This window comes from Enterococcus raffinosus, from assembly GCF_018917525.1.
GTDB classification, from domain to species: domain Bacteria; phylum Bacillota; class Bacilli; order Lactobacillales; family Enterococcaceae; genus Enterococcus_A; species Enterococcus_A raffinosus_A.
The window spans coordinates 102,989-127,917 of the sequence record NZ_JAHLOS010000002.1 but is presented as its reverse complement, the minus strand read 5'-3'; the positions used below and the strand labels follow the sequence as shown (position 1 = coordinate 127,917).

Below are 24,929 nucleotides of genomic sequence, written 5' to 3'. Positions count from 1 at the left end.
GGAGCAAGCAATTGGAGGAGAAAAAATGACTGAAGAACGTCCAATACTGCAAATTGGATTGAAGCCAGAAATATTTCGAGAATATTATTATTTGAAAGCAGAACTACAAGCTTTCTGTCAGGAACATGGATTATCTAAATCAGGAAGTAAAGCAGAACTAAATGAACGGATCGAATATTTTTTGCGAACGGGTGAACACTTAGCAAGACCAATGAAGGAAAAACGGTCGGTTCGTACAGCAGAATTAACGCTGGAAAGTTTGATTGAAGAGAATATTGTTTTTTCAGAAGTTCATCGCGCTTTTTTCAAAAGAGAACTTGGTAGTTCCTTTACTTTTAAAGTTGCTTTTCAAAAATGGCTGAAGGCAAATGCCGGAAAAACATACCGCGAAGCGATTGAAATCTATCCTGAAATCGCAGCGAAAAAACCGCAGAAAATTGATGCGCAATTTGAATACAATACCTACATTCGTGATTTCTTTGCAGATAATCAAGGTCGCTCTTTGCAAGAGGCGATTGTTTGTTGGAAGTATAAAAAGTCACTACCGGGCAGTAACAACTATCAATCAGAGGATTTAAGTGCGTTGGATTTCGAATAAAAAGCTGCTATAATGACTCCGGCAGAAATTAGTTGAGGAGATGGATCATAGATCTAACCTTAACAATCGGGTTCATTAATAGGAAATAGGAGAATAGCATGGTCAGATATAAAGCAGTGATTGCTTATGATGGTACAAATTTTAATGGGTTTCAACGACAGCCAAATGGGCGAACGGTACAGGAAGAAGTCGAAAAGACGTTACAAAAAATGAATAATGGACAGCCAGTGACGATTTTTGGATCTGGTCGAACAGATGCTGGAGTCCATGCAATCGGACAAGTGATTCATTTTGATTATCCGCAGGAACGACCGTTAGAGCGGATGCGGTTCGCATTAGATACCCAGACGCCTGAAGATATCGCGGTTTCTTCAGTAGAAATTGTAGCGGACGATTTTCATGCGCGGTATCATGTCGTCGAGAAGACGTACCATTTCAAAGTTCAAATAGCTAAGCCGCGAAGTCCCTTTCGCCGTTATTATGCGGCTTATTACCCTTATCCATTAGACTTAGATTTGATTCGTCGGGCATTGCCAGATTTACTAGGCACACATGATTTCACCTCTTTTTGTGCGACAGGTGGTTCGATCGAGGATAAGGTCCGGACGATCTATCAAGCGGATTTGGTTGTGAATGAAGATGAGACGGAATTGACCTTTATTTTTAGAGGGAATGGTTTTCTGTATAAGATGATTCGGATATTAGTCGGAACCCTACTAAAAATTGGGAATGGGCGTATCCCGGCGGAGAGTATTCCAGCGATTATTGAAGCGAAGGATCGTAATGCCGCTGGACCAACTGCTCATCCAGAAGGCTTGTATTTAGCCGAAGTAAAATATGAATAACAAAAAAGCATCCGATAACAATCACTTGTGATTGTTGCTGGATGCTTTTTTAGGCTTTTACTTCAGCGGCGAGTTGGGTCAACTTATGAACGTCTAGAATAAGGTACCCCTTTTTTATTTTTTTCAGGTAGCCATCCTCCACAAACTGTGCAATCACGAAAAGAAGATGACGATAGGAAACACCTAAATATTCGGCGACTTGAGTGTGTTTCTCACGGTAAGTCCCTTCGTTTTGTGTTAAAAGAATAAAGGCCGCTAAACGTTGTGAAAGCGGAAAGCCCTGATTTTGAGTTGAAGCTTTGATGTTTCGATAATTTTTATGAGCAAAGTAGATGCAGAGCTTTTGGAGAAAGAGCGCATCCTCTAGTAATCGTTTCTGACAGTCTTGTCTCGATAAGGCTAAGCACCAACAGTCCTCGATTGCTTGGACGCTAAAGGCAGTTTGGTTTTCATCAACGAGCTCCATCTCACCGATAAAACAAGGTGGGGAAAAGAAATCAATCAGAGCGACTTTTCCATTGGCTAAGGTGTCGTATAATTTGGCTTTGCCCTTCACTAAGTAGAATAAATGCGTAGGTTGGTGATCTTCCTTGACAATGTAGCTGTTGGCCGGAAAGAAAAATAATTGCGTATCTAAACTGACATCGAAGGAAAACTGATCAAGGTAGTCGATGATCGAATGAATTGCTGTTTTAATTTTTCGTTTTGCAACTTCTTCATTTTTTCTACCTCCTTATATGAGAATTCTCATACTTATCATAAGCAGGAACTTACTATAATGCAAATAGATAAAGGAAATTAATTTTTTAGGGGGCTATAAAATGGAGAAACGGAAAATTATTTTAGATTGCGATCCGGGGCATGATGATGCGATTACGATGTTGATGGCAGCAGCACATCCGAAAATTGATTTGTTAGGGATCACTATTGTAGCAGGAAATCAAACGCTAGACAAAACAGTGGTGAATGGATTGAATGTCTGCCAATTGCTGGGGATTGATGCGAAAGTCTATGCAGGGATGCCAAAACCGATGGTGCGGGAACAAGTAGTAGCTGATAACGTTCACGGGGAATCTGGTTTGGATGGTCCTGTTTTTGGTCCATTACATCGACAAATAGAAGAAACACATGCAGTTAAATATATCATTGATACGTTGTTGGCGAGCGATGGGGATATCACACTTGTTCCGGTTGGTCCGTTAACCAATATTGCGGTGGCAATGCGAATGGAGCCATTGATCATTCCAAAAATCAAAGAAATTGTTTTGATGGGTGGTGCTTATGGAACAGGGAACTTCACACCATCTGCTGAATTTAACATTTTTGCCGATCCAGAGGCAGCCCATGTCGTCTTTAGTTCGGGCGCACCGATTGTTATGATGGGGCTTGATCTAACGCATCAAACAATTTGTACAGAAGATATTATCGAACGTATGGAAGGCGTTGGGAATGTCGCAGGGAAACTATTTGGTGACATTATGCGCTTCACGTTGAAAAGCCAATTTGAATGCTTCGGGTTAGCTGCGGGTCCTCTGCATGATGCTACATGTGTGGGTTATCTAATTTCTCCAGAGATATTTGAAACACAGGAAATGTATGTCGAAATCGATATCAATCGTGGACCTTGCTATGGTCGGACCGTTTGTGATGAGCTTTATGTGCTAGGTCAGCCGTCGAACGCCAAAGTAGGTAAGAAGATCAATGCGGAGCGTTTTTGGGATTTGGTTGAAGAGTGTATCCGAATATATTCAGATGTCTATGCAGAAGCAAAATAGATAGATGAAACCAGAGAGAGGCAACTTATTTAAAAATTGAGATCGGTTGTTTCTCTTTGAAAGTTTTGTAAACGGTTTAAAAACGAGATGTGTGAATGAATACAAACGAGGAGTGAGTTTAAATGAAAGTCGTTGTTGTTGGCAGCATTAATTTGGATTTAGTTGTTCAAGCGGACCGTTTTCCTAAGATTGGCGAGACGATGTTTGGCACCGATAGTAAAATGCTGCCAGGAGGAAAGGGTGCTAATCAAGCGGTTGCTGCGGCACGCTTGGGTGCAGATGTGACGATGATTGGTTGTGTCGGTGAAGATGCTTATGGTGAGATTATCTTAAAAAATTTTCAAGAGAATATGGTTGATACGTCATGCATCAAAAAGGTTGCTGAACCAACGGGCGTTGCCTACATCACCATCGCAGAAAATGATAATTCGATCATTCTCGTGCAAGGGGCGAACGCGTGTGTTGATCGTTCATTGATTGATATGTATCAGGCGCAAATTTTAGCTGCCGATATTGTGATCACGCAATGTGAAATTCCAATCGAAACGATCAGATACCTAATTGATTTTTGTGCGGAGAATAACGTGTGTTTAGTATTAAATCCAGCACCAACTCCAGAAATCGCGCCTGAATATTTAGCTAAAGTAACATTTTTAACACCAAATGAGATTGAGATCAATCAATTGTTTCAGCAGGATGCTCAGACTGTTTTACGGGAGTATCCCAATCAGATCATTATGACGTATGGTTCGAAAGGTGTTCGGTATCATGATGGAGAAAAATTAATGGAGGTCCCAAGCTATAAGGTGCCCGTGATTGATACGACTGGAGCTGGAGATACTTTTAATGCGGCATTTGCAGTGGCGTATGCGAAGGATCAAGAATTGGAGACGGCGATCACATTTGCTAATCTTGCTGCCAGTAAGACTGTTCAAGGGCTAGGAGCGCAAAGTGCGATGCCAAGAATCGAAGAGCTAGTTTAACGATAAAAGTGCGCAACAAAGTAAGCGCTAACAAAAATAGGAGGATTTCAAAATGAAAAACACAAAACTTTTTTCTTTAGGTGTTGTTGCAATGGCAGCTTTAATGACGATCAGCGGGTGCGGTGGTGGAAATAAGAGCAGTGCAACAGGCAAAGAGGATAGCGATCATAGTGTTGTGATGGTTACGGATGTCAGCGGGGTAGATGATAAATCCTTCAACCAATCTGCTTGGGAAGGATTGCAGAAGTGGGGAAAAGAGCAGAAGTTCAAACGCGGGATCGGCGGGTATGACTATATTCAATCCAATGAGATCGCCCAGTTCGCCTCTAACATTGACACGGCTGTATCGAATGGCTTCAAAACGGTCTTCGGGATCGGGTATCTTTTAGCGGATTCGATCGAAGCAGCGGCGGGACAAAATCCCGAAACGAATTTTGTCATTATTGATACGGTGATCGAAGGAAAGGATAATGTCGTTTCGGCGACCTTTAGAGATAACGAAGTCGGCTATCTCGCTGGTGTCTCAGCTGCTTATACGACCAAAACCAATAAGTTTGGATTTATTGGCGGAGAAGAGGGCAAAGTTATTGATCGTTATGAAGCTGGATTTACCAAAGGTGTAAAGGATACTGCGAGGAAATTAAATAAGGATATTTCCGTTGACGTGAAATATGCAGCCTCCTTCGGCGATCCAGCCAAGGGGAAAGCCTTAGCAGCGAATATTTATCAAAATGGAGCAGACATTATTTATCAAGCTGCTGGTGGTACCGGCGCAGGGGTGTTCTCAGAAGCAAAAGCGTTGAATCAGGATAAAAACGAAGCAGACAAAGTTTGGGTGCTTGGCGTGGATCGTGATCAACAAGAAGAAGGCGGCTATAAATCAAAAGATGGGAAAGAAAGTAATTTCTGTTTAGCTTCAACCATCAAATCGGTTGGCGTGGTCGTGCAGGATATCTCAACTCGAGCGCTGGAGGATAAATTCCCAGGCGGAAAACATTTATCCTTTGGGTTGAAAGATGGCGGCGTGGAGATGACAGACGGCTATTTGAGTGATGAAGCAAAGGCGGCAGTAAAAGATGCCAAGGAACAAATTATTGCTGGTGATGTAACGGTTCCGGAAACACCGGAAGATTAGACTGATCGTGCCCGCTGATCATGGCGGGCACTCTTTGAACAGGAGAGGTGTGAATTAAAAATGACAGAGGAGCAATTTGTCATTGAGATGCGGAATATCACCAAACAATTTGGTGATTTCAAAGCGAATGACGAGATCAATCTGAAAATTCGTAAAGGCGAGATCCATGCTTTATTAGGAGAAAATGGGGCAGGTAAATCAACGCTGATGAACGTGTTGTCAGGGTTATTGCAGCCGACTTCCGGCGAGATATACATGGATGGCCAAGCAGTCAAAATCACGAGTCCTACTAGAGCGAACCAGCTGGGAATCGGAATGGTCCATCAGCATTTTATGCTGGTCGATGCGTTTACGGTTACGGAAAATATTATTTTAGGTAGTGAAATCAGCACTAACGGTATGCTGGATACGCAAAAAGCCAAGGAAGAAATCACTCGTTTGTCCAATAATTATGGCTTGCAGGTCGATCCAGATGCATATATCCGAGATATATCGGTCGGAATGCAACAGCGGGTAGAGATTTTAAAAACGTTATATCGCGGTGCAAATGTTTTGATCTTTGATGAACCAACAGCCGTCTTAACACCGCAGGAAATTGACGAGCTGATCGAGATCATGGCGACATTAGTCAAAGAAGGAAAATCGACCATTTTGATCACTCATAAACTGGATGAGATCAAAAAGGTAGCAGATCGTTGTTCAGTTATTCGAAGGGGACGCTACATCGGAACCGTTGATGTGGAGGATGTTAGTTCTCAGGAGTTAGCGGATATGATGGTTGGCCGTTCCGTTTCTTTTAAAACAGACAAACAGGCGGCAAAGGTCGGCGATGTCGTTCTGTCGATCAAAGATCTAGTTGTGAAAGAAAGCCGCGGACTTGATGCAGTAAAAAATTTAAGCCTGGAGGTTCATCGCGGAGAAGTGTTAGGGATCGCCGGTATTGATGGCAACGGACAGTCAGAATTGATCCAAGCATTGACTGGACTGCGTAAGATCGAAAGCGGCACTATCACCATCAACGGTAAAGATGCCACGAATAATAAGCCAAGAGAAATCACCGAGATGGGTGTTGGACACGTGCCGGAGGATCGGCATAAATATGGATTGGTTTTACCTTTGCCTTTGTCCGAAAATATTACGTTGCAAACTTATTATCAAGAGCCGTTTAGTAAAAAGGGTATTTTAGATTTTACTGAAATTCAAAAATACGCGAAGCGTTTGATCGAAGAATACGATGTACGGACGACAAGCGAACAGGCACCAGCAGTTTCTCTATCTGGCGGGAATCAGCAAAAAGCGATCATCGCCCGGGAAGTTGATCGTGATCCAGAACTATTGATTGTCGCTCAACCAACGCGCGGTCTGGATGTCGGGGCAATCGAATATATTCATAAGCGTTTGGTAGAGCAGCGAGATAAAAATAAGGGCGTTCTGCTGGTGAGTTTTGAGTTAGATGAAATTCTAAATGTTTCTGATCGTATTGCCGTTATCCATGCAGGTGAGATCGTCGGGATCGTGGATCCAAAAGAAACGTCGGAAAATGAATTGGGCTTATTGATGGCTGGCTATAGCTTGGATGATGCGCGAAAAGAGTTAGTAAAGGTTGGTGAAACAAATGAATGAGCGTTCAGCACAGATCAGAAATGCTTTGGTTCCGATTATTTCAGTGATTCTAGGCTTTTTGCTTGGCGGACTATTGATGTTAGTAACAGGATATAACCCGATCATGGGGTATCAAGCGATGTTCCGCTCGGCGTTTCAAAGCAGTATCTCAGTCGGTGAAATATTAGTTGGTGCGGGGCCTTTGATTTTTACAGCTTTAGGCTTTTCGGTAGCAAATTCCGCGGGGTTCTTTAACGTTGGGCTATCTGGACAAGCTTTGTGCGGCTGGGTAGCAAGTATTTGGGTCGCACTGAGCATGCCGACAGCGCCAAAATTAGTTGTTGTACCATTAGCAATTATTGCAGGAGCGTTGGCGGGAGCTATAGCGGCGGCGATCCCAGGACTGCTACGGGCCTATTTCGGAACGAGCGAAGTAATCGTCACCATCATGATGAATTATGTATTGTTGTATACGGCCAATCATCTGGTGAACAATGTCATGTCACCGGATATCATCTCCAATAAGGGCGTGACGAAAATCGTAGGAGCCCACGGCTTGTTGCGAGAACCGTGGTTGACCAATCTTTTTGGCGGGTCGCGGGTCAATCTGGGATTTGTTTTGGCTCTGATTTTTTTAGGCTTGGTTTGGTTTTTGATGAAACGAACGACTTTAGGGTTTGAGATCCGATCTGTCGGGATCAATCCATTCGCCTCTGAATATGCCGGAATGAGCAGTAAACGCACGATCGTGATCTCGATGATTATTTCTGGACTGCTAGCAGGTTTAGGGGGCGTGGTTCAAGGGTTAGGCACTTTTGGGAATTATTTTGTTCAGGGTTCTTCTATCAGTATTGGATTTGACGGTATGGCAGTCTCGTTATTAGGAAATGGCGGTTCAGTCGGGATTCTTTTGTCGGCCTTGTTATTCAGTATTTTGAAGCTTGGTGGACAGGGAATGCAGTTTGCTGGTGTTCCGAGTGAACTAGCAAATAGTGTTATCCCGCTGATCATTTTCTTCGTGGGAATCAATTATGTGGTTCGCGTTGCTTTGACAAAAGTTCGCGTGGCAAAAAAAGCAGAAGAAAAGAGCGAAGAGGTAAAAATGCAGACGCTAAAGCAAGAAGGAGTTGATTTGGAATGAACATTCAATTGTTAGGCTCGCTGATTTCCCAAACACTCGTTTATTCTGCTCCGTTGATTTTGACGGCACTAGGGGGTGTGTTCTCAGAACGCAGCGGTATTGTCAATGTCGGGCTAGAGGGAATCATGGTGACCGGTGCGTTTAGTTCCGTTATTTTTAATTTAAGTTTTGCGAACCATTTTGGAGCATTTACTCCTTGGTTAGGGGTATTAGTTGGAGGAATCACCGGATTATTATTTTCGTTGCTGCATGCTGTGGCGACGATAAATTTTCGAGCGGATCATGTAATCAGCGGAACCGTGATGAATCTATTAGCTCCTCCGTTGACGATTTTTCTTATCAAGGTAATGTATGGAAAAGGGCAAACCGATACGATCCAAGAGCAGTTTGGTTATTTCGATTTTCCTGGATTAAGTAAGATTCCGATTATTGGTGATTTATTCTTCAGTAAGACTAGCTTACCTGCTTATTTTGCGATTGTTGTCGCTTTAGCTGCTTGGTTCATTATTTATAAGACAAAATTCGGACTGCGTTTGCGTTCAGTCGGTGAGAATCCGCAGGCAGCCGATACTTTAGGAATCAACGTTTATGCGATGCGTTATGCAGGAGTAATGATTTCGGGCTTTCTTGGCGGTATGGGCGGTGCTGTATTTGCCCAATCAATCGCAGGTCGTTTCGCGATAACGACGATCGCAGGACAAGGATTCATTTCGCTGGCAGCGATGATCTTTGGAAAATGGAATCCACTAGGGGCTATGGGTGCAGCGATGTTCTTTGGGTTTGCTCAAAATTTGAGTATCGCTGGAGCGAATCTACCGGTTATTTCGCAGATTCCAGATGTTTATTTACAATCGGCTCCTTATGTATTAACAATCCTTGTATTAGTGATCTTCTTGGGTAAGGCTACCGGGCCAAAAGCTGGCGGAGTCAACTATATCAAATCAAAATAATTTTGTATAAAAAAACAGGAGGCTCATGTTGAGACTCCTGTTTTGCTTAATGCTGATGTGTTTTTTTTGGTTTTAACATACGTAGATAAAGAATAAACATTCCGATAGCAATTATGAAGGAAACAGCGCCGGCAATAAATCCTTTCGGGATGTAACTGAAAGTTACTTTGTGTTTGCCTTTTGGTACATGGATGCTGACAAAAGCGTTTTGGAAGGCTTTTGTCTCGACTTTTTTACCATCGATTTTGGCAGACCAGCCTTCATCATATGGAATGGTCGTGATCAATGTTTGGGCTTTTTTGGCGTTGACAGTTCCTTCAGCACTGCGTTTTCCAACCTTCATGTCTACACTGTTATCTTTAATCTTATCTACTGCTAGTCGATAAGCGACTGTATCCAAAGCTAAAACTTGTGGATTCTGGAAGCTAATGGATTTTGTTCCATAGAAGCTGGCAGTAAAGGTAACCATCGTTGCTTGTTGGTAATAGCCTAAATCATAATATTGTCCGCTGATCCCAATTTGCGCTTGCCGCGTTTGGCCGTTAGCGGTGACGGTCGCTGTTGAGCTTTCTAATTCAGCGAAATCGTAAGGATAGAGACTCAGGTAAGCTTGTGTATTTGCAGGAACTTGAACCTTCCAAGTAACGTCTTTTGCCACGTTTCCTTGTTTTTCGGTAATTGTTGTAATATTCCCCGCGTTAGTGACGTTAGCATTTTTTGTGTCTATTTGCGTAATCGGTAAAAACTGGAAGTACTGGAACTGTTCTTGCGATAAAGCGTTAAATAATTGTGTTTGCGTACCTAGATTATCATTTGGTGAAGCCTGTAGTTTATCGATGCTCTGCGGTGCAGTGAAGGCTAGTGGCAAAGCGTAATTATTCTCAAAGAGATTGTACTCGCCAACGCTATTCGTTTTTGTAAAGCCATATTTATTTAGCTTTTTTGTTTTAGCGATATTGTACTTGATTCCAGTAAAAGCATCCGCCAACAACGTGTTATTTTGATAGCGGATATTTAAACTAGTTCCTCTAGAACGGAAGCCTATTTGATCCATGTAGCCGGAGGAATGACGGTTACGGATTGAAGAAAACATGCTGATGCCGCTGTAGCCGTAATTAAATGCATCGTTGGAGGAAACTGGGTCCAGATTTTCCAGCCGATAAAAGCTATCATTCTCATTTTTCGTTTCATCGACTAAAGCTTTGATTGATGGATATGGCTCCGTATAAAGGCTGCGCGACGCATAATTCCAATCCTTTAAAATACCTTGTGTCATAAAACTACTATTAATAAATGCCTCTGAAGACATCAATAGCAGCAATAGTATACTTAACGCTTTTAGCGGAATCTTATTGAAATGATGTGCGGTAAAAATCAGCGCATAGACAGCCAAGTAACCAAGTGTAATATATAAGGAACTATTTTTGAGATAATCGTAGTCTTTTCCCTTCATACCCCAGAAAATCGCAAAGAGAGCGATCAGCATCAGACAGGCAGCGACTAATTGCAAAATATTTTCTCGATCTAGTTTCTCCCATCCCCATGCAGCTAATGTAATCACTAAAAATGAGAGCAGGTAGGCGTAACGGAATAGGAACATATTTGGTGCATGCATCCCATGCCAAAATAAATTCATTGGCTGGATGTAAAAACTTGCGACCAAGATTGCGGCTACTGCTCCATAAGCAAGTTTATTTTTCCACGGAATTTTTTTGCAGATAAAGAAAAATAGACAGAAAGCTAATGGCAAAAGTCCAATATAAATAAAAGGAATCGAACCATATTTCGTCGTATCATACGATCCAACCAAGTTCTTAGCAATAAAATCCCACCAGCTTGTCGCTTCTGTTTTAAAGGTCGTGATTTGTGTCAATTCCTCACCGTTAGCACGAAGGTCTAGAATTGACGGTAAAATCATGATCATAGATGCAAAGCCAGCTAATAGCGAAGTGAAGCCGTAGGGAATAATACTTTTTTTGTAGCTTTTCCAATTGGTAATCAAACGGGCGATGAAATAGAGAACCGAGAAGACCCCAATCATAAAGCCCATATAAAAACTGGTCAAAAACAACATTAAATAGGAAACAAATAGGACGGTCGGTTTTTTCTGATCCATCACCCGATTAATTCCCCAGATAATCAGAGGCAGATAGACAAACGCATCCAACCACATAATAATTTCTGAATGGGCAATAGCAAAAGACATCAGCGCATAAGTAGTACTTAAAGCCACACATGACCAATTTGGCAGCTTGAAACTACCTTTCGCATAAAACCAAAATGCTAATCCTGCAGCCCCGATTTTTAATAGCGTTAGAAAATACAACGCATCAGGCATCAGCTGATTAGGAAAGAAAATTACTAATGGAGTAAAAAAACCACCGAGATAATAGGAAACCAGTGATAGATAATTTAATCCCATAGAGGCATTCCAGGTATATAAAAAGCCTTGCTTACCTAAAAGCATATTGCGAAAACTTGCGTGGAAATTCGAAAATTGTGAAAAGGCATCGCTGGCTAAGACACTGCGGCTTGATCCGGGATAAATGCCGATCGTCAAGTAAACAATTACCATAAGTAAAAATGGCAGGAAAAAGCTGGCCAGTAAATACCAACGGTTTTCTTTAAGGTAGTTCTTCATATAAAAATCACCAAACTTCTTTCAACAGACTATTCAAATTTTACCATATAAGTGCCGAAAATAATGTGAAAGAGGTGTGAAAGCAAAGCTAAGAATTTAAAAATGAACCTGTTTAGTTATAAATAAGCAGGCAAAAAAAGAGCCGAATCGATCGGCTCTTTGATATGTAAAGAATTAATAAATTATGTTCAAAATAGTCGTTTTACATCTCTTTTGCTTGAAACTTACAGCCAGTTCAACTCTTTCTAAGAACAAGGAAAGAATAACAGTCACCTAAGTGGACTAAAGTATTGGCAAAGACAAACAGCAGAAGAAACAAAAAACCGCTCGTAATTGAACGGTTTGCTGATTATTTGATTGGATAATATTAAACGCGCTCAACTTTTCCAGATTTCAAAGCACGAGTTGAGACCCAAACTTTTTTAGGTTTTCCGTCCACTAATACGCGAACTTTTTGTAAATTAGGTTTTACAGTACGTTTCGTAGCGTTCATAGCGTGAGAACGGTTATTTGCACTTCTTGTTTTACGACCAGTAAAATAGCAAACTTTTGCCATGTGTAGTTTCCTCCTTTAGCCTTGATATTGGAGCGCTTCTTTGGCTCATACTAAAATAAAATAGCACAAATTAACAAGATTAGCAAGTGAATTTTTTTAGAAAGATTGACATTCTAAGGATTTGCAGGTAAATTATACTCTGTTAGCGTAAAAATTTTTAACAAAAGTTTTGATGCGAGAAAGTTAGCAGAAATTTGTGACGAGCAGGGAGCGCCCTATCAGCAAATCGCAATGGAACTTTCTTTTATTTGTCATAGGGCTATGATAAACTATTATAGTAGAAAAAATGGGCCATTAGGCCTGTTTAAGGAGGCTAACAACTATGGCTGTGAAAATTAATACACAGACTGGTATGATCGAAATTTCAAACGACGTCATCGCGACGGTTGTCGGCGGTGCAGTTACTGACGTGTTTGGTATCGTCGGTATGGCTAGCAAAAATCAAATCAAAGACAATATCACAGAGATTTTAAGAAAAGAAAATTATTCACGCGGCGTCGTTGTACGTCAAGAAGAGAACGGGATCGCAGTCGATGTCTACACGATCGTCAGCTACGGCACGAAGATCTCAGAAGTATCGCGCAATGTCCAAGAAAAAGTGAAATACAATTTGGAAACGATGCTTGGGGTTACAGCCAACTCAGTGAATGTCTATGTTCAAGGTGTACGTGTTCTGCCAGACTAAAGGCAGCGTTCTTAAGGAGGACTAAGTAAGTGAAGGTAACAGAAATCAGCGCGAGTCAATTCCAAGAAATGGTTGAGGCTGGCGCTAAACGTCTGCAAGTCAATGCAGAATATGTCAATTCGTTAAACGTTTTTCCCGTTCCCGATGGGGATACTGGGACGAATATGAATCTATCGATGACCAGCGGTGCAACTGCTGTAGTAAACTCTGCTTCAGATAAAGTTGGTGAACTAGCCAATGTTTTAGCGAAAGGGTTGTTGATGGGAGCCCGGGGCAACTCAGGCGTTATCTTGTCACAATTATTCCGCGGCTTTTCTAAAGCGATCTTAGATGTGGATACATTAAATGCAGAGGATTTAGCGAAAGCCTTAGTTCATGGTGTAGAAACAGCTTATAAAGCAGTCATGAAACCTGTAGAGGGAACAATTTTGACTGTCGCACGTGAATCAGCGAAGGCTGGTGAACGTAAAGCTAGACAAACGGATGATGTCGTTGAAGTGATGTCAGCTGTTGTCAAATATGGGAAGAAAGCATTAGATAAAACACCGGACATGCTGCCTGTTTTGAAAGAAGTCGGCGTAGTCGATAGTGGTGGTCAAGGTTTATTGTTTATCTATGAAGGCTTCTTAAACGCGCTGAACGGTGAGTTCCAAGCGGATGATACGTATGAACCAAGTCCGGCTGAAATGGATGAAATGGTCAATGCCGAACATCATCGCAGTGTGCAAGGTCAATTAGCAACAGAAGATATCAAGTTTGGTTATTGTACTGAAATTATGGTTCGTCTTGGCGAAGGGCCAACTGTTGATAGCAACTTTGATTACGATACTTTCCGTAACTATTTGGATGGAATTGGTGATTCGTTATTAGTTGTTAACGATGATGAGATTGTCAAAGTGCACGTGCATACAGAGCATCCAGGGGAAGTCATGAATTATGGACAAAAATTTGGTGCTTTGATCAAGGTCAAAGTCGATAATATGCGCTTACAGCATGAAACAATTTTAGAACATGATGAAGAAGTAGCTGAATTCGAGGCCGCTCCAGCAGAACGCAAACCCTACGCAGTGATTGCCATTGCTGCTGGTGAAGGTGTTCAAGAGTTATTCAAGAGTCTAGGAGCAGCTTACGTAATCAGCGGCGGCCAAACGATGAACCCAAGTACAGAAGATATCTTAAAGGCGATCAAAGAGGTCAATGCCGATCAAGTAATCGTTTTGCCGAATAATAAAAATATCTTTATGGCAGCCGATCAAGCAGCAGAAGTTGCGGAGGTTCCTGTGGCAGTGGTTCCAAGCAAAACAGTCTCTCAAGGGATGACAGCGATGTTGGCCTTCAATGGAGAACAAAGCTTGGAAGAAAATAAAACAGCAATGACTGAAATGCTGGACTCTGTTGTTAGTGGTCAAATCACGAATGCGATTCGTGATACAGCGATTGATGGTGTAGAAATCCACGAAGGTGACTACTTAGGTATGGTCGATGGGAAAATCATTCTTTCTGAAGCAGATAAGTATCAAGCCACTTTAGATACTTTGAACAAAATGATTAGTGAGGATATCGAAATCATTACGATCATTGTTGGTGAAGAAGGAACACAAGCCGAGGCTGAAAAATTAAGCGAAGCGATCGAAGCAAGCTATCCAGACCTAGAGGTTGAAATCCACGAAGGAAAACAACCGGTTTATCCATACTTGCTTTCAGCAGAATAAAAAAGTCGGAAGGAGTGGGCCAAGAATATCTGGCTCGCTCCTGTTTTTTTAGGAAAATGATTACCTCATCTCCGAAATAATTGTCGATAGACAGAACTTAGCATTTGAAAAACGTATTTTAATTGAAAGGAGGCTGTTTATGCCGATTCAAGAATCTGTATCGGTGCTGCCGGGTGTGGGGCCTAAGCGTGCACAAACGTTAGCTGATTTAGGAATCGTAACGATCGAGGACTTATTGAGTTACTATCCTTTTCGTTATGAAGATATTCAGGAAAAAAACTTATTAGAAATCAATGACCAAGAAAAGGTTACATTAAAAGGTGTGATCGTCTCGGCACCAGTGGTTAGTCGTTTTGGCTACAAAAAAAGCCGGTTGCAGTTTCGGATGATGCAGGATCACGCGGTCTTTATGATCTCCTTTTTCAATCAACCCTATTTGAAAGACAAAGTCGAAGTAGGTGAAGAGCTGGCGGTTTATGGAAAATGGGATGCCAAGCGGAAATCACTGACTGGAATGAAGATTTTAGGTGGTAAGCAGACGGAAGAATACGCGCCAATCTATCACGTGACTAAGGCGATCCGTCAAAGTACCTTAGTCGATTTAATCAAAGTAGGATTTGAAAAATTTGGCGATCAGGTAACAGAAAACTTGCCAGATTATTTATTAGAAAAGTATCGCTTGATGCCACGGAAACAAGCGATGCGGGCAATGCATTTTCCTAAAGACCCAAAGGAAAATCAGCAGGCAAAACGGCGAGTGGTTTTTGAAGAGTTTTTCCTCTTTCAAATGCGGATGCAAGGCTTGAAGAAAAGTGAACGCAGCGAGAAGAATGGAATCGCGATCCGTTATGATGTAGAACGTTTGAAGCAATTTACGCAGAAGCTACCTTTTGAACTGACCGATGCCCAAAAACGTGTGACCAATGAGATTTGCTATGACTTACGCAGCAAGAAGCATATGCAACGTCTATTGCAAGGAGACGTTGGGAGTGGTAAGACGGTTGTGGCGGCGATCGCCTTATATGCTACCATGACAGCTGGGTTCCAAGGAGCGTTGATGGTGCCAACAGAAATTTTGGCGCAGCAACACTTGGAAAGTCTGAACCAATTGTTTGATCCATTAGAACTGACCACGGCCTTACTAACTGGTTCTACCAAAATCAAAGAGCGGCGTGCCATTTTAGCTGGGTTGCAAAATGGAGAAATCGATGTGGTGATTGGGACCCATGCGTTGATCCAAGATGATGTACAGTTTGCGAATTTAGGGTTGGTCATTACAGACGAACAGCATCGTTTCGGTGTGAACCAGCGACGCGTCTTGCGAGAAAAAGGACTCCATCCAGACGTTTTATTTATGACTGCAACGCCAATCCCCCGAACGCTGGCAATCACTGCTTACGGCGAAATGGACGTTTCGATTATCGACCAAATGCCGGCAGGGCGGATACCTGTCAAAACCAGTTGGATCAAGCCGAAGCAATTGGAGCATACGTTGGATTGGGCGAAGCAAGAATTGCAGGCGGGACACCAGTTGTATGTGATTTGTCCTCTGATTGAAGAGTCGGAAGCATTGGATGTGAAAAATGCGACAGAAATTTATGAGCATTTGAAGGAATACTATGCCCCTACTTATCAAGTCAGTTTGCTGCATGGAAAAATGAAGAATGCGGAAAAAGAAACAATCATGGAAGAATTCAAAGAGAATCAAAGTCAGATATTAGTATCAACGACGGTCATCGAAGTTGGCGTTAATGTACCCAATGCTACGGTATTGTTTATTATGGATGCAGATCGTTTTGGATTAGCTCAGTTGCACCAATTACGGGGACGGGTCGGACGCGGTTCGGATGCTTCTTATTGTATATTGGTAGCAAGCCCCAAAAATGACATGGGTAAAGAGCGCATGAAAATCATGACTGAAACTAACAATGGGTTTGTATTGAGTGAAAAAGATTTAGAATTACGTGGACCTGGTGAGGTTTTTGGCTTCCGTCAATCAGGATTACCGCAATTCTTGATCGCTGATCTGGTAAATGATGCGAATGTCTTAGAAGTGGCACGAGATGAAGCCAATCAAATTTGGCAAGTTGAAAACTGGCGTCAGCAGCCAGCCTTTGCACCATTAGCAGCAGCATTGAAGCCTGCTGAAACTGGGGAAACATATTTCGATTGAGTGTGCTATACTGTAGAAAAATTAAAGAGCAGTTAGTCTTATGCCCTGTTTTTATCGGAGAAGCTGGCGGATATACGACTTAAAACTCAGACTTATTTTCTAGAAAAAAAAAATACATTAAAACGAAAAAGGATGCTAGTTCCCCTTTGTGCTTTAGCACAATAGAGGAATAGTATACGGCTTGAGAATCAGAATTATTTTTCAAAAAGAAAAATAAATACATTAAAACGAAAAAGGAGAGATTTTTCTCATGAAAATTGCTGTAGACGCAATGGGTGGCGATTTTGCACCAAAAGCGATCGTGGAAGGTGTAATGTTAGCCCAAAAGAATCATCCGGAAATTGAATTTCAACTATATGGAAAAGAAGACGCGATTCGTCAATATATAACAAATGAAAAGAATATTACGATCATTCATACGGATGAAAAGATCAATAGTGATGATGAGCCTGTTAAAGCGATCCGTCGCAAGAAAAACGCTTCGATGGTTTTAGCTGCTCAAGCAGTCAAAGAAGGCAAAGCGGATGCGATCTTTTCAGCAGGAAATACGGGGGCGCTATTAGCTGCTGGTTTGTTTGTAGTGGGACGAATCAAAGGGATCGAACGTCCAGGTCTGATGTCTACATTGCCAGTTTTAAATGGGGATAGCGGTTTTGATATGCTTGATTTGGGTGCAAATGCAGAAAATAAAGCAGAGCATATCCATCAATATGCAATTTTAGGATCATTTTATGCGAAGCATGTTCGCGGAATTGAAAATCCCCGCGTTGGATTATTGAACAATGGTACAGAAGAAACCAAGGGCAGCGAGTTAACGAAAGAAGCCTACAAACTTTTAAAAGCAGAAGAGAGTATCAACTTTATTGGTAATGTTGAAGCACGTGAACTGTTAAATGGTGCTGCCGATGTCGTAGTAACAGACGGGTTTACTGGAAATGCGGTGTTAAAAACGATTGAAGGAACAGCTATGGGCTTGATGAGCTTGATTAAAGGCAGTATCAATGATGCTGGAGTCAAAGGCAAAATGGGTGCGCTTATGTTGAAGGATACTTTATATGGGCTAAAAGATAAATTGGACTATTCTTCTCATGGTGGTGCGGTTCTATTTGGTCTTAAAGCGCCAGTAATCAAAACCCATGGTTCTACTGGTCCTGAAGCTGTAGCGAATACGATCGATCAAATCCACACGATGTTAGATACGAACGTTGTTGGGCAATTGGTCCAGTTTTTTGAAACACCTAAAGGTGAATAAGGCCACGCCAATTTCGTGAAAAAGGTAGACAAAGCAATCAAACATCAGTAAAATGAACTGTGACCTTCTGGTAAAACATAGACGAATAATAGTTGATCAGGTGGAGGTGAATGTTGTTGACTCGTGAAGAAGTATTTAGCAAAGTTGCTGAAATAATTTCAAATCACTTTGAAATCGATAAAGATAAAGTGACGGTTGAATTGAGTATCAAAGACGATTTAAATGCAGACTCAATCAGTATCATGGAATTTGTTTTGGAATTAGAAGATGAATTCGGAACAGAAATTTCTGACGAAGACGCTGAAAAAATTGAAACAGTTGGAGCTGCAGTTGATTACATTATGGAAAACAACCAAGCTTAACGAAAAAAGGTGCACCGGCAATTTGCCGGCGCACCTTTTTGTTTAAGACCACTATAAAATCCCAAGAGCAGTCAATTCTCTTTCTAATGCAGAATAATTTCTTTTAAAGTGAAAACCGTCCATCCCAGTTTCTTCAGCGGCTAAGATATTCGCCGCTGAATCATCGATGAAATAGCATTCGGCAGGATTTAAGCGGAAATGGCTGTAAAAGGTCCGGAAGATTTGATGCTCAGGCTTAGATAATTTCCAATCTGAGGAAATAAAGATGCCATCAAAAATACTGTGACTAGGGACCTTATCTTCATAAAGATAATAATCCTGCGGGGCATTTGAAAGGATATAAAGAGACAAACCTTTTTCCTTCAACCGTTTAGGAAGTTCCTCCATTTGTGGTATAGCATTCAGCCCGATATACCAAGTGTCCAGCAAGTCTTTGGCGATAGCATGTAATTCTTTTGGAAGTCGTAATTTTGCGGAGGTTAAAAGCTCCTCCCGATTCATCGTTCCCTTATCGAAACGCAGCCAGTCCACAGAACCAAAAATTTCGGACATAAGCATCTTTTGTTGATCCTTATCTTCAGTTTTTTCCATGACAAAACGTGGTGGATCAAAATCAACTAAAACATTTCCTAAATCAAACACAATATTTTTTATCATTCAAAGCCCTCCTAACAAGTAGATAACGTCTATTAAAATCCTTTTATTGAACAAGCTGCAAAAAACGGTTATTCCAAATATTTTCGTAAAAAGCGATGGTCGCTTCAGCAGAGAGAAAATCATTGTCGTAGGTAGTTGTTCCGTTTTTCAGCATGGTTAATTGGTAGCCTAAGCCGTGAGCAAATTTTACAGTAGCGTCAATACAGTACTGGGTTTGAGCGCCACAGATTTCCAAGCTGGTGATGTTTTTCTGCTGTAAGATTTCTTGTAGATCGGTATGATAAAAGGAATTTGCATGTGTCTTCTGAATCATAAGATCGTTCGGTTTGCGATCAAGTTCCTCTACGATTTCCCAGGTTTCTGAATGTGGAACCAAGTCTTCGTCACAATGCTGAACAAAGAGGATCATTTTATTTTGTTCTCGGTAACGCTGGATGCGCAGATTGATAGTAGTAATTAACTCAGAAAAATGGTTGATCGTTTCTCCATCAAAGCAAACACCCTTTTGTAAATCAATAATTAATAGTGCGTCAGAAAGATTTTCCATCGAAATTCCTCCGGTTGTTTTCTCTACTTTAGCATTTTTTAGATGTAAGAAGAGAAAAGTTTGTTGAATCTTTGAAAATTTCTTACTATAACGACTTCTGATTTAAAATTCACAGAAAAAACAGTATAATAGAGCGTGATGGAAATCTCAAAAAAAGGAATGAGCCCATGGATACACAGTTGATCAATGAATTGAAAGAAAACTACGACATCGTCTTTCACGATGTGAACTTATTGGAACAGGCGTTTACCCACTCATCATACGTGAATGAACACCGTAATATGAATATTTCAGATAATGAACGGTTAGAATTTTTAGGGGACGCTGTCTTAGAAATTCAAGTATCGGACTATTTGTATCACCACTACCCAAACTTGCCGGAAGGACGTTTGACACGTTTGCGTTCGGCAATCGTTCGAGAAGAAAGCTTATCGAAATTTGCGAAGGAATGTCATTTTGATCACTATATTATGTTAGGCAAGGGCGAAGAAAATTCTGGCGGGCGTGATCGTGCAGCGTTGTTGTGTGATTTATTCGAAGCCTTCTTAGGGGCTTTATATTTGGACCAAGGCTACGACGTGGCGTTGCAGTTTATTCAAACGGTCGTTTTTCCAAAAATTGAAGCGGGTGTTTTTACGCGGGAAATGGATCACAAGACGCGCCTGCAGGAAGTGTTGCAAAAAAGCGGAGATGTGACGATCGATTATCGTTTAGTCAATGAAGAAGGTCCGGCTCACGAACGGATTTTTACAATTGATGTATATGCGGATGATCGTTTGATCGGTTCAGGACAAGGTAAATCGAAAAAACTAGCAGAGCAAGATGCGGCGGAAAAAGCATTGATTAAGATCGCTGCAAATTAGTTTATATTTCCTGGGAAAATTTTAGGAGGAACATTTTGTATTTAAAACGAATTGAGATCGCTGGCTTTAAATCTTTTGCTGATCGTACCAAGATCGAATTTGAAGAAGGCGTGACAGCGGTCATTGGGCCAAACGGCAGCGGAAAAAGTAATATCACTGAAGCAATTCGCTGGGTACTCGGAGAACAATCGGCAAAAAGTTTACGTGGCGGCAAGATGCCGGATATTATTTTTGCTGGTTCAGAATCACGAAAACAGCTGAATATTGCCGAAGTAACGGTAGTATTGGATAATACCGATAATTATTTACCATTAGGCTTTAGTGAAGTTAGTGTGACGAGACGTTATCGCCGAACAGGTGAAAGTGATTTTTTCATAAATAAAAAAGCCTGTCGTTTGAAAGATATTCAAGATTTATTCATGGATTCTGGTTTAGGGAAAGAATCCTTCTCGATTATTTCGCAGGGGAAAGTCGAGGCGATATTTGCCAGTAAGCCGGAAGATCGCCGGGGAATCTTTGAAGAAGCGGCCGGCGTCTTGAAATACAAGCAGCGAAAACGCAAAGCGGAGCAGAAGCTTTTTGAAACGGAAGATAATTTGAGCCGGGTTCAGGATATCATTTATGAATTAGAAGATCAGCTGACTCCTTTAGCTGCACAAAGCGAAGCAGCCAAGGAGTTTTTGGCGCTTAAAAAGGAATTAACGGTGACGGATGTCAGTTTAACAGTTGCAAAGATTAAACAGACACGCGATTCTTGGGAATCAGCGAAGACAGATTTTGAAGAGCTCTCCAAAACAGTCGAAGAAAAAAGCCGTTTTATCCAGCAAACAGAACAGCAGTTAGGCACGTTGAGAGAAAAGCGCGGTTCATTGGATGAGCAACTGGAAACTGGGCAGCAGCAATTGCTGCATTTATCCGAGGCGTTGAAGCAGGCTGAAGGGCAAAAAGCATTATTAAGCGAACGCTCAAAGAATACGCAAAAGACCAGCGCTGAATATCGTGAAACTTTGAATGAGCAACGTAAGAAAAAAGACGATGCACAAGCGAATTTACAGGAAGTTCAAGCGCAACAGGCGTTGAAGCAAACTGAAAAGATCGCTTTAGAAGAAAAAATTCAGCAGTTGACGAATGAAGCGGAAAAATATAAAAAATCACCAAAGGAACTCTTGGAGGATTTGCGGGGTACTTATGTTGAATTGATGCAAGAATCTGCAAATGTCAGCAATGAATTAAAGTATTTAGAACGGCAATACACACAAGAGACTGCTAAGAACCAACAGAGCGTGACACGCTTTGAAGCGTTGCGAGATCAACTAGAAGAATTGACGGAGCAGCAGAGTGCAGCGCAGACGAAAACTAAAACGCTTGAAGCTCAGTTGACGGAAGAACAAGAAACCTATCGTCGCTTAGTAGAAGAAAAAAATGCGGCACAGCAGCAATTGCAAAAAGAACAGCAGTTAATGTATGACATGATGAGTCAGGTTCAACAAGCACGTGCGCGACAAAAAAGCCTGCAAGAGATTCAGGAAAATTATAGCGGCTTTTATCAAGGTGTCCGCAGCGTTTTACAGCACAAAGAACAATTAAGCGGGATCGTCGGTGCAGTAGCAGAACTGATTGAGGTTCCAGAAAAGTATACATTGGCGATCGAAACGGCCTTAGGAGCATCGGCCCAGCACATTATCGTAGAAAATGAGAAGGATGCACGTCAGGGAATCACCTTCTTGAAAAAACAACGTAGCGGGCGTGGCACCTTTCTACCGTTAACAACGATTAAACAACGTAGTTTAGGGGCTCATCACTATCAAGCAATCAAAGATGTAGACGGCTTTTTAGGTATTGCCAGTGAACTGGTTTCTTTTTCAGAAAATGTTGCTCCTGTTATGCAAAATCTGTTAGGTGCGATCGTTATCGCTCGAGATCTTGATAGTGCCAATCAGCTTGCTCGTCAACTGCGATACCAAGTTCGTGTGGTTTCCTTAGATGGAGATGTGATGAATGCCGGTGGTTCCATGACAGGTGGTGCTACAAAGCAAGGAAATCGTGGGAATTTGTTTAATCAAGGACACGAATTAGCTGAATGGACCAAACGTTATGAAGAAATCAATCAGGCGTTACAGGCAAAAGAAGCATTTGTCCGTGATTTGCAAGCAAAGGTTGCGGATCAGACGGAAAGCTTAGAAACACTGCGAACACAAGGTGAACAGACGCGGTTGGCATATCAAGAAGCGCAAAGTAGTGAAGAACGTGTTGCAACGGAATTAACACGTTTGCAAAAGGAACAGAGCTTGTTTTCTTATGAAGCGAAAGAGCTGGAAAGCTTCTTGAATGATTATCAAGTACAAAAAGAAACGCTGGAGTTTAAGCAAGTCGAATTGAAAACCCAGCAAGATAAGATTAATCAAGAAATCCAACAGCTTAATGAAGAGAGCGACCAGCTAGAAGAAAAGCGTGCCAGTATTAATGCAGAGTTGAGTCGCTTACAGGCGGACTATGCAGTATTAGATGAACGGCTGTTGTATTTAGACCGGCAAGCACTAGGTTTTGAAGAACAGATTAACGAGTTGACGAATCAGATTGTAAACTTAGAAAATCAATTACTAGCACTTTCAAGTGATTCATCGGATCATGAAGAATCAGAAGAAAGTCTAACCCAGCGTTTGACAGAATTAGCTACAGCACGGGAACATTTGCGGGAGCAACTGGCTGTTTGGAAAGAAATGCGGCAAAGTCTGCAGCAGCAAGTGGATCAAGCAGATAGTGAGTTGACTGAAGCCAATCGCGAGCAGAAGCAGTTATTAGCACGTCAATCACAAGCAGATGTCCAAAAAAATCGTTACGAGTTGAAACTGGATAATGCTTTGGCGTATTTGCAAGAAGAATATAGTTTGACTTTTGAAGGTGCGGAAGCACAGGCAGATCCTGAAATTGATCAGCAGGTTGCGCAAACGGAAGTTAGTCGCTTGAAGCAAGCTATTGAAAAACTTGGACCAGTCAACCTAAATGCCATCGAACAATACCAGCAAGTGGAAGAACGTTATGATTTTTTGACCACCCAGCGTGATGACCTATTATCAGCGAAGGATCAGCTGTTTGAAACGATGGATGAGATGGATGACGAAGTTAAAACTCGTTTTTATACAACCTTCCAAGCAATACGTGAAAAATTCAATGTCGTTTTTCCGAATATGTTTGGCGGTGGTCGAGCGGAATTAGTATTGACAGACCCTGATGATTTATTGAATACCGGGATCGAAATCGAAGCCCAACCTCCAGGTAAAAAACTGCAAAGTTTATCCCTACTTTCTGGTGGTGAACGGGCATTGACGGCGATTGCGTTACTATTCTCGATCATCCAAGTCCGTCCCGTCCCGTTCTGTGTGTTAGACGAAGTCGAAGCGGCGTTGGATGAAGCAAATGTTGCCCGTTTTGGTCGCTATCTGAGTGCTTTTCAAAACGATACACAATTTATTGTGGTTACTCACCGTAAAGGAACGATGGAAGCAGCAGATGTGCTTTATGGTGTCACAATGCAAGAATCCGGCGTCTCGAAAATTATTTCAGTGCGCCTTGAAGAAGTGAAGGAAGATGGGAAATTTCAAGTGAAGGAAGGGGAACTTCGGAAATGATAAAATTAATCGCTATTGACTTGGATGGCACGCTATTGACGGATGCTAAAACAATCTCCGATACAAATAAAGAAATATTGGCAAAAGCGAAAGCTCGCGGTGTAAAGATTGTGATCTGTACAGGCCGCCCTTTGATCGCTATCAAGGATTACTTAGCAGAGCTAAACTTGCTTGATGCAGATGATTACTCGATTACTTTCAACGGCGGGTTGATCCAGACCAATACCGGTGAGATTTTAGGTAAAACAGCAATGGATTTGGCAGATGTAAAACATATTCATCAGCTGTTAGAAAAAATTGATTTACCGATGGATGTTTTATCAGATGCCTTATGCTTTCAGCTTGAGACAGCAGCAGCTCATCCTTCAATCTATCCAACGATGAACAAGGCTTTGACCTATGTTTCGAAAACAATAGAAGCACTAAAAGAGGACGCGTTATACAATAAAGTTGTCTCAGCTGTGGATGTGGATTATTTAGATCAGCAGATGGCGTTGATCCCAGCAGAAGAATATGAGCGCTTTGAGATATTTAAAACACGGCCAAATTTACTAGAGTTTATGCCAAAAGGTGTGACCAAAGCCTTTGGTCTTTCTGTTTTAGGGGAGCATCTTGGGATTGCAGCGAATGAAATGATGGCCTTAGGTGATGAAGCCAATGACTTATCCATGATCAATTACGCTGGTATGGGAGTAGCGATGGAAAATGCTACTGACGGCGTTAAATCGGCGGCCAATTTTGTCACTAGAACGAATCAAGCGGATGGGGTGGCACATGCCATTCAAAAATTCGTATTCGATGAATTGAAATAAGGGGGATTTTA

General features: G+C 41.6%; 21 protein-coding genes. 16 read left to right on the top strand and 5 right to left on the bottom strand.

Annotated features, from left to right (window positions below):
* The first annotated feature begins 25 nt into the window (after positions 1–25).
* On the top strand, positions 26–598 hold the full coding sequence (locus tag KQI58_RS02245) for a DUF6434 domain-containing protein (protein WP_216406116.1): 573 nt from the start codon (positions 26–28) through the stop codon (positions 596–598).
* A gap of 98 nt (positions 599–696) precedes the next feature.
* Entirely contained in the window at positions 697–1,443 is a 747-nt protein-coding gene (gene truA, locus KQI58_RS02240) for a tRNA pseudouridine(38-40) synthase TruA (protein WP_216406114.1), read from the top strand.
* 49 nt (positions 1,444–1,492) lie between these two features.
* Here the strand turns inward: truA and yeiL are convergent, their stop codons facing one another.
* Positions 1,493–2,116: a transcriptional regulator YeiL gene (yeiL, locus tag KQI58_RS02235; RefSeq protein WP_367397909.1), complete on the bottom strand. Its 624-nt coding sequence runs from the start codon at positions 2,114–2,116 to the stop codon at positions 1,493–1,495.
* Between the two features lie 148 nt (positions 2,117–2,264).
* On the opposite strand from yeiL, the gene rihB reads away from it, so the two are divergent.
* The 6 genes from rihB to KQI58_RS02205 all read left to right on the top strand — a co-directional run bounded on the left by rihB (position 2,265) and on the right by KQI58_RS02205 (position 9,029).
* Complete coding sequence (gene rihB / locus KQI58_RS02230; RefSeq protein ID WP_216406112.1) at positions 2,265–3,218, top strand: ribosylpyrimidine nucleosidase; 954 nt, start codon at positions 2,265–2,267, stop codon at positions 3,216–3,218.
* Between the two features lie 122 nt (positions 3,219–3,340).
* Positions 3,341–4,201: a ribokinase gene (rbsK, locus tag KQI58_RS02225; protein ID WP_216406110.1), complete on the top strand. Its 861-nt coding sequence runs from the start codon at positions 3,341–3,343 to the stop codon at positions 4,199–4,201.
* Positions 4,202–4,253: 52 nt separating this feature from the next.
* The gene (locus tag KQI58_RS02220) at positions 4,254–5,336 is read left to right on the top strand and encodes a BMP family lipoprotein (protein ID WP_216406108.1); all 1,083 of its coding nucleotides are present in this window, start codon (positions 4,254–4,256) and stop codon (positions 5,334–5,336) included.
* Between the two features lie 60 nt (positions 5,337–5,396).
* On the top strand, positions 5,397–6,959 hold the full coding sequence (locus tag KQI58_RS02215) for an ABC transporter ATP-binding protein (RefSeq protein WP_216406106.1): 1,563 nt from the start codon (positions 5,397–5,399) through the stop codon (positions 6,957–6,959).
* Complete coding sequence (locus KQI58_RS02210; RefSeq protein ID WP_216406104.1) at positions 6,952–8,079, top strand: ABC transporter permease; 1,128 nt, start codon at positions 6,952–6,954, stop codon at positions 8,077–8,079. The genes KQI58_RS02215 and KQI58_RS02210 overlap by 8 nt, the downstream gene beginning before the upstream one ends.
* Positions 8,076–9,029: an ABC transporter permease gene (locus KQI58_RS02205; protein WP_216406103.1), complete on the top strand. Its 954-nt coding sequence runs from the start codon at positions 8,076–8,078 to the stop codon at positions 9,027–9,029. Before KQI58_RS02210 ends, KQI58_RS02205 begins: the two co-directional genes overlap by 4 nt.
* Before the next feature lie 46 nt (positions 9,030–9,075).
* Here the strand turns inward: KQI58_RS02205 and KQI58_RS02200 are convergent, their stop codons facing one another.
* The gene (locus KQI58_RS02200; RefSeq protein WP_216406100.1) at positions 9,076–11,670 is read right to left on the bottom strand and encodes a YfhO family protein; all 2,595 of its coding nucleotides are present in this window, start codon (positions 11,668–11,670) and stop codon (positions 9,076–9,078) included.
* 367 nt (positions 11,671–12,037) lie between these two features.
* Positions 12,038–12,226, bottom strand: coding sequence for a 50S ribosomal protein L28 (gene rpmB, locus KQI58_RS02195; protein WP_010747188.1), 189 nt, complete (start codon positions 12,224–12,226; stop codon positions 12,038–12,040).
* A gap of 322 nt (positions 12,227–12,548) precedes the next feature.
* Here rpmB and KQI58_RS02190 point away from each other — a divergent pair, with 322 nt between their 5' ends.
* The 5 genes from KQI58_RS02190 to acpP all read left to right on the top strand — a co-directional run bounded on the left by KQI58_RS02190 (position 12,549) and on the right by acpP (position 18,410).
* Positions 12,549–12,911 (top strand): Asp23/Gls24 family envelope stress response protein, encoded by a 363-nt coding sequence (locus KQI58_RS02190; protein WP_010742791.1) that lies wholly within the window; start codon positions 12,549–12,551, stop codon positions 12,909–12,911.
* 29 nt (positions 12,912–12,940) lie between these two features.
* The gene (locus KQI58_RS02185) at positions 12,941–14,623 is read left to right on the top strand and encodes a DAK2 domain-containing protein (protein ID WP_216406098.1); all 1,683 of its coding nucleotides are present in this window, start codon (positions 12,941–12,943) and stop codon (positions 14,621–14,623) included.
* Between the two features lie 139 nt (positions 14,624–14,762).
* Complete coding sequence (recG, locus tag KQI58_RS02180; protein WP_216406096.1) at positions 14,763–16,796, top strand: ATP-dependent DNA helicase RecG; 2,034 nt, start codon at positions 14,763–14,765, stop codon at positions 16,794–16,796.
* Between the two features lie 250 nt (positions 16,797–17,046).
* The gene (plsX, locus tag KQI58_RS02175; RefSeq protein WP_216406094.1) at positions 17,047–18,048 is read left to right on the top strand and encodes a phosphate acyltransferase PlsX; all 1,002 of its coding nucleotides are present in this window, start codon (positions 17,047–17,049) and stop codon (positions 18,046–18,048) included.
* A 116-nt stretch (positions 18,049–18,164) separates the two neighbouring features.
* Entirely contained in the window at positions 18,165–18,410 is a 246-nt protein-coding gene (gene acpP / locus KQI58_RS02170; protein WP_034875629.1) for an acyl carrier protein, read from the top strand.
* A gap of 51 nt (positions 18,411–18,461) precedes the next feature.
* Here the strand turns inward: acpP and KQI58_RS02165 are convergent, their stop codons facing one another.
* Both KQI58_RS02165 and KQI58_RS02160 read right to left on the bottom strand, forming a co-directional pair.
* On the bottom strand, positions 18,462–19,067 hold the full coding sequence (locus tag KQI58_RS02165; protein WP_216406092.1) for an HAD family hydrolase: 606 nt from the start codon (positions 19,065–19,067) through the stop codon (positions 18,462–18,464).
* Between the two features lie 43 nt (positions 19,068–19,110).
* Complete coding sequence (locus KQI58_RS02160; protein ID WP_216406090.1) at positions 19,111–19,614, bottom strand: cysteine hydrolase family protein; 504 nt, start codon at positions 19,612–19,614, stop codon at positions 19,111–19,113.
* A gap of 167 nt (positions 19,615–19,781) precedes the next feature.
* Between KQI58_RS02160 and rnc the strand changes: the two genes are divergently transcribed.
* The 3 genes from rnc to KQI58_RS02145 are packed head-to-tail and all read left to right on the top strand — an operon-like array spanning position 19,782 to position 24,918.
* Entirely contained in the window at positions 19,782–20,477 is a 696-nt protein-coding gene (gene rnc / locus KQI58_RS02155) for a ribonuclease III (RefSeq protein ID WP_216406088.1), read from the top strand.
* Positions 20,478–20,512: 35 nt separating this feature from the next.
* Positions 20,513–24,106, top strand: coding sequence for a chromosome segregation protein SMC (smc, locus tag KQI58_RS02150; RefSeq protein ID WP_216406086.1), 3,594 nt, complete (start codon positions 20,513–20,515; stop codon positions 24,104–24,106).
* Entirely contained in the window at positions 24,103–24,918 is an 816-nt protein-coding gene (locus tag KQI58_RS02145; protein WP_216406084.1) for a Cof-type HAD-IIB family hydrolase, read from the top strand. The genes smc and KQI58_RS02145 overlap by 4 nt, the downstream gene beginning before the upstream one ends.
* The last annotated feature ends 11 nt before the right edge of the window (positions 24,919–24,929 follow it).

Excerpts from the sequence above, each read along its gene's own strand:
- KQI58_RS02245 (WP_216406116.1), top strand. The coding sequence starts at position 26 with ATGACTGAAGAACGTCCAATACTGCAAATTGGATTGAAGCCAGAAATA.
- truA (WP_216406114.1), top strand. The coding sequence starts at position 697 with ATGGTCAGATATAAAGCAGTGATTGCTTATGATGGTACAAATTTTAAT.
- rihB (WP_216406112.1), top strand. The coding sequence starts at position 2,265 with ATGGAGAAACGGAAAATTATTTTAGATTGCGATCCGGGGCATGATGAT.
- rbsK (WP_216406110.1), top strand. The coding sequence starts at position 3,341 with ATGAAAGTCGTTGTTGTTGGCAGCATTAATTTGGATTTAGTTGTTCAA.
- KQI58_RS02220 (WP_216406108.1), top strand. The coding sequence starts at position 4,254 with ATGAAAAACACAAAACTTTTTTCTTTAGGTGTTGTTGCAATGGCAGCT.
- KQI58_RS02215 (WP_216406106.1), top strand. The coding sequence starts at position 5,397 with ATGACAGAGGAGCAATTTGTCATTGAGATGCGGAATATCACCAAACAA.
- KQI58_RS02210 (WP_216406104.1), top strand. The coding sequence starts at position 6,952 with ATGAATGAGCGTTCAGCACAGATCAGAAATGCTTTGGTTCCGATTATT.
- KQI58_RS02205 (WP_216406103.1), top strand. The coding sequence starts at position 8,076 with ATGAACATTCAATTGTTAGGCTCGCTGATTTCCCAAACACTCGTTTAT.
- KQI58_RS02200 (WP_216406100.1), bottom strand. The coding sequence starts at position 11,670 with ATGAAGAACTACCTTAAAGAAAACCGTTGGTATTTACTGGCCAGCTTT.
- rpmB (WP_010747188.1), bottom strand. The coding sequence starts at position 12,226 with ATGGCAAAAGTTTGCTATTTTACTGGTCGTAAAACAAGAAGTGCAAAT.
- KQI58_RS02190 (WP_010742791.1), top strand. The coding sequence starts at position 12,549 with ATGGCTGTGAAAATTAATACACAGACTGGTATGATCGAAATTTCAAAC.
- recG (WP_216406096.1), top strand. The coding sequence starts at position 14,763 with ATGCCGATTCAAGAATCTGTATCGGTGCTGCCGGGTGTGGGGCCTAAG.
- plsX (WP_216406094.1), top strand. The coding sequence starts at position 17,047 with ATGAAAATTGCTGTAGACGCAATGGGTGGCGATTTTGCACCAAAAGCG.
- KQI58_RS02165 (WP_216406092.1), bottom strand. The coding sequence starts at position 19,067 with ATGATAAAAAATATTGTGTTTGATTTAGGAAATGTTTTAGTTGATTTT.
- KQI58_RS02160 (WP_216406090.1), bottom strand. The coding sequence starts at position 19,614 with ATGGAAAATCTTTCTGACGCACTATTAATTATTGATTTACAAAAGGGT.
- rnc (WP_216406088.1), top strand. The coding sequence starts at position 19,782 with ATGGATACACAGTTGATCAATGAATTGAAAGAAAACTACGACATCGTC.
- KQI58_RS02145 (WP_216406084.1), top strand. The coding sequence starts at position 24,103 with ATGATAAAATTAATCGCTATTGACTTGGATGGCACGCTATTGACGGAT.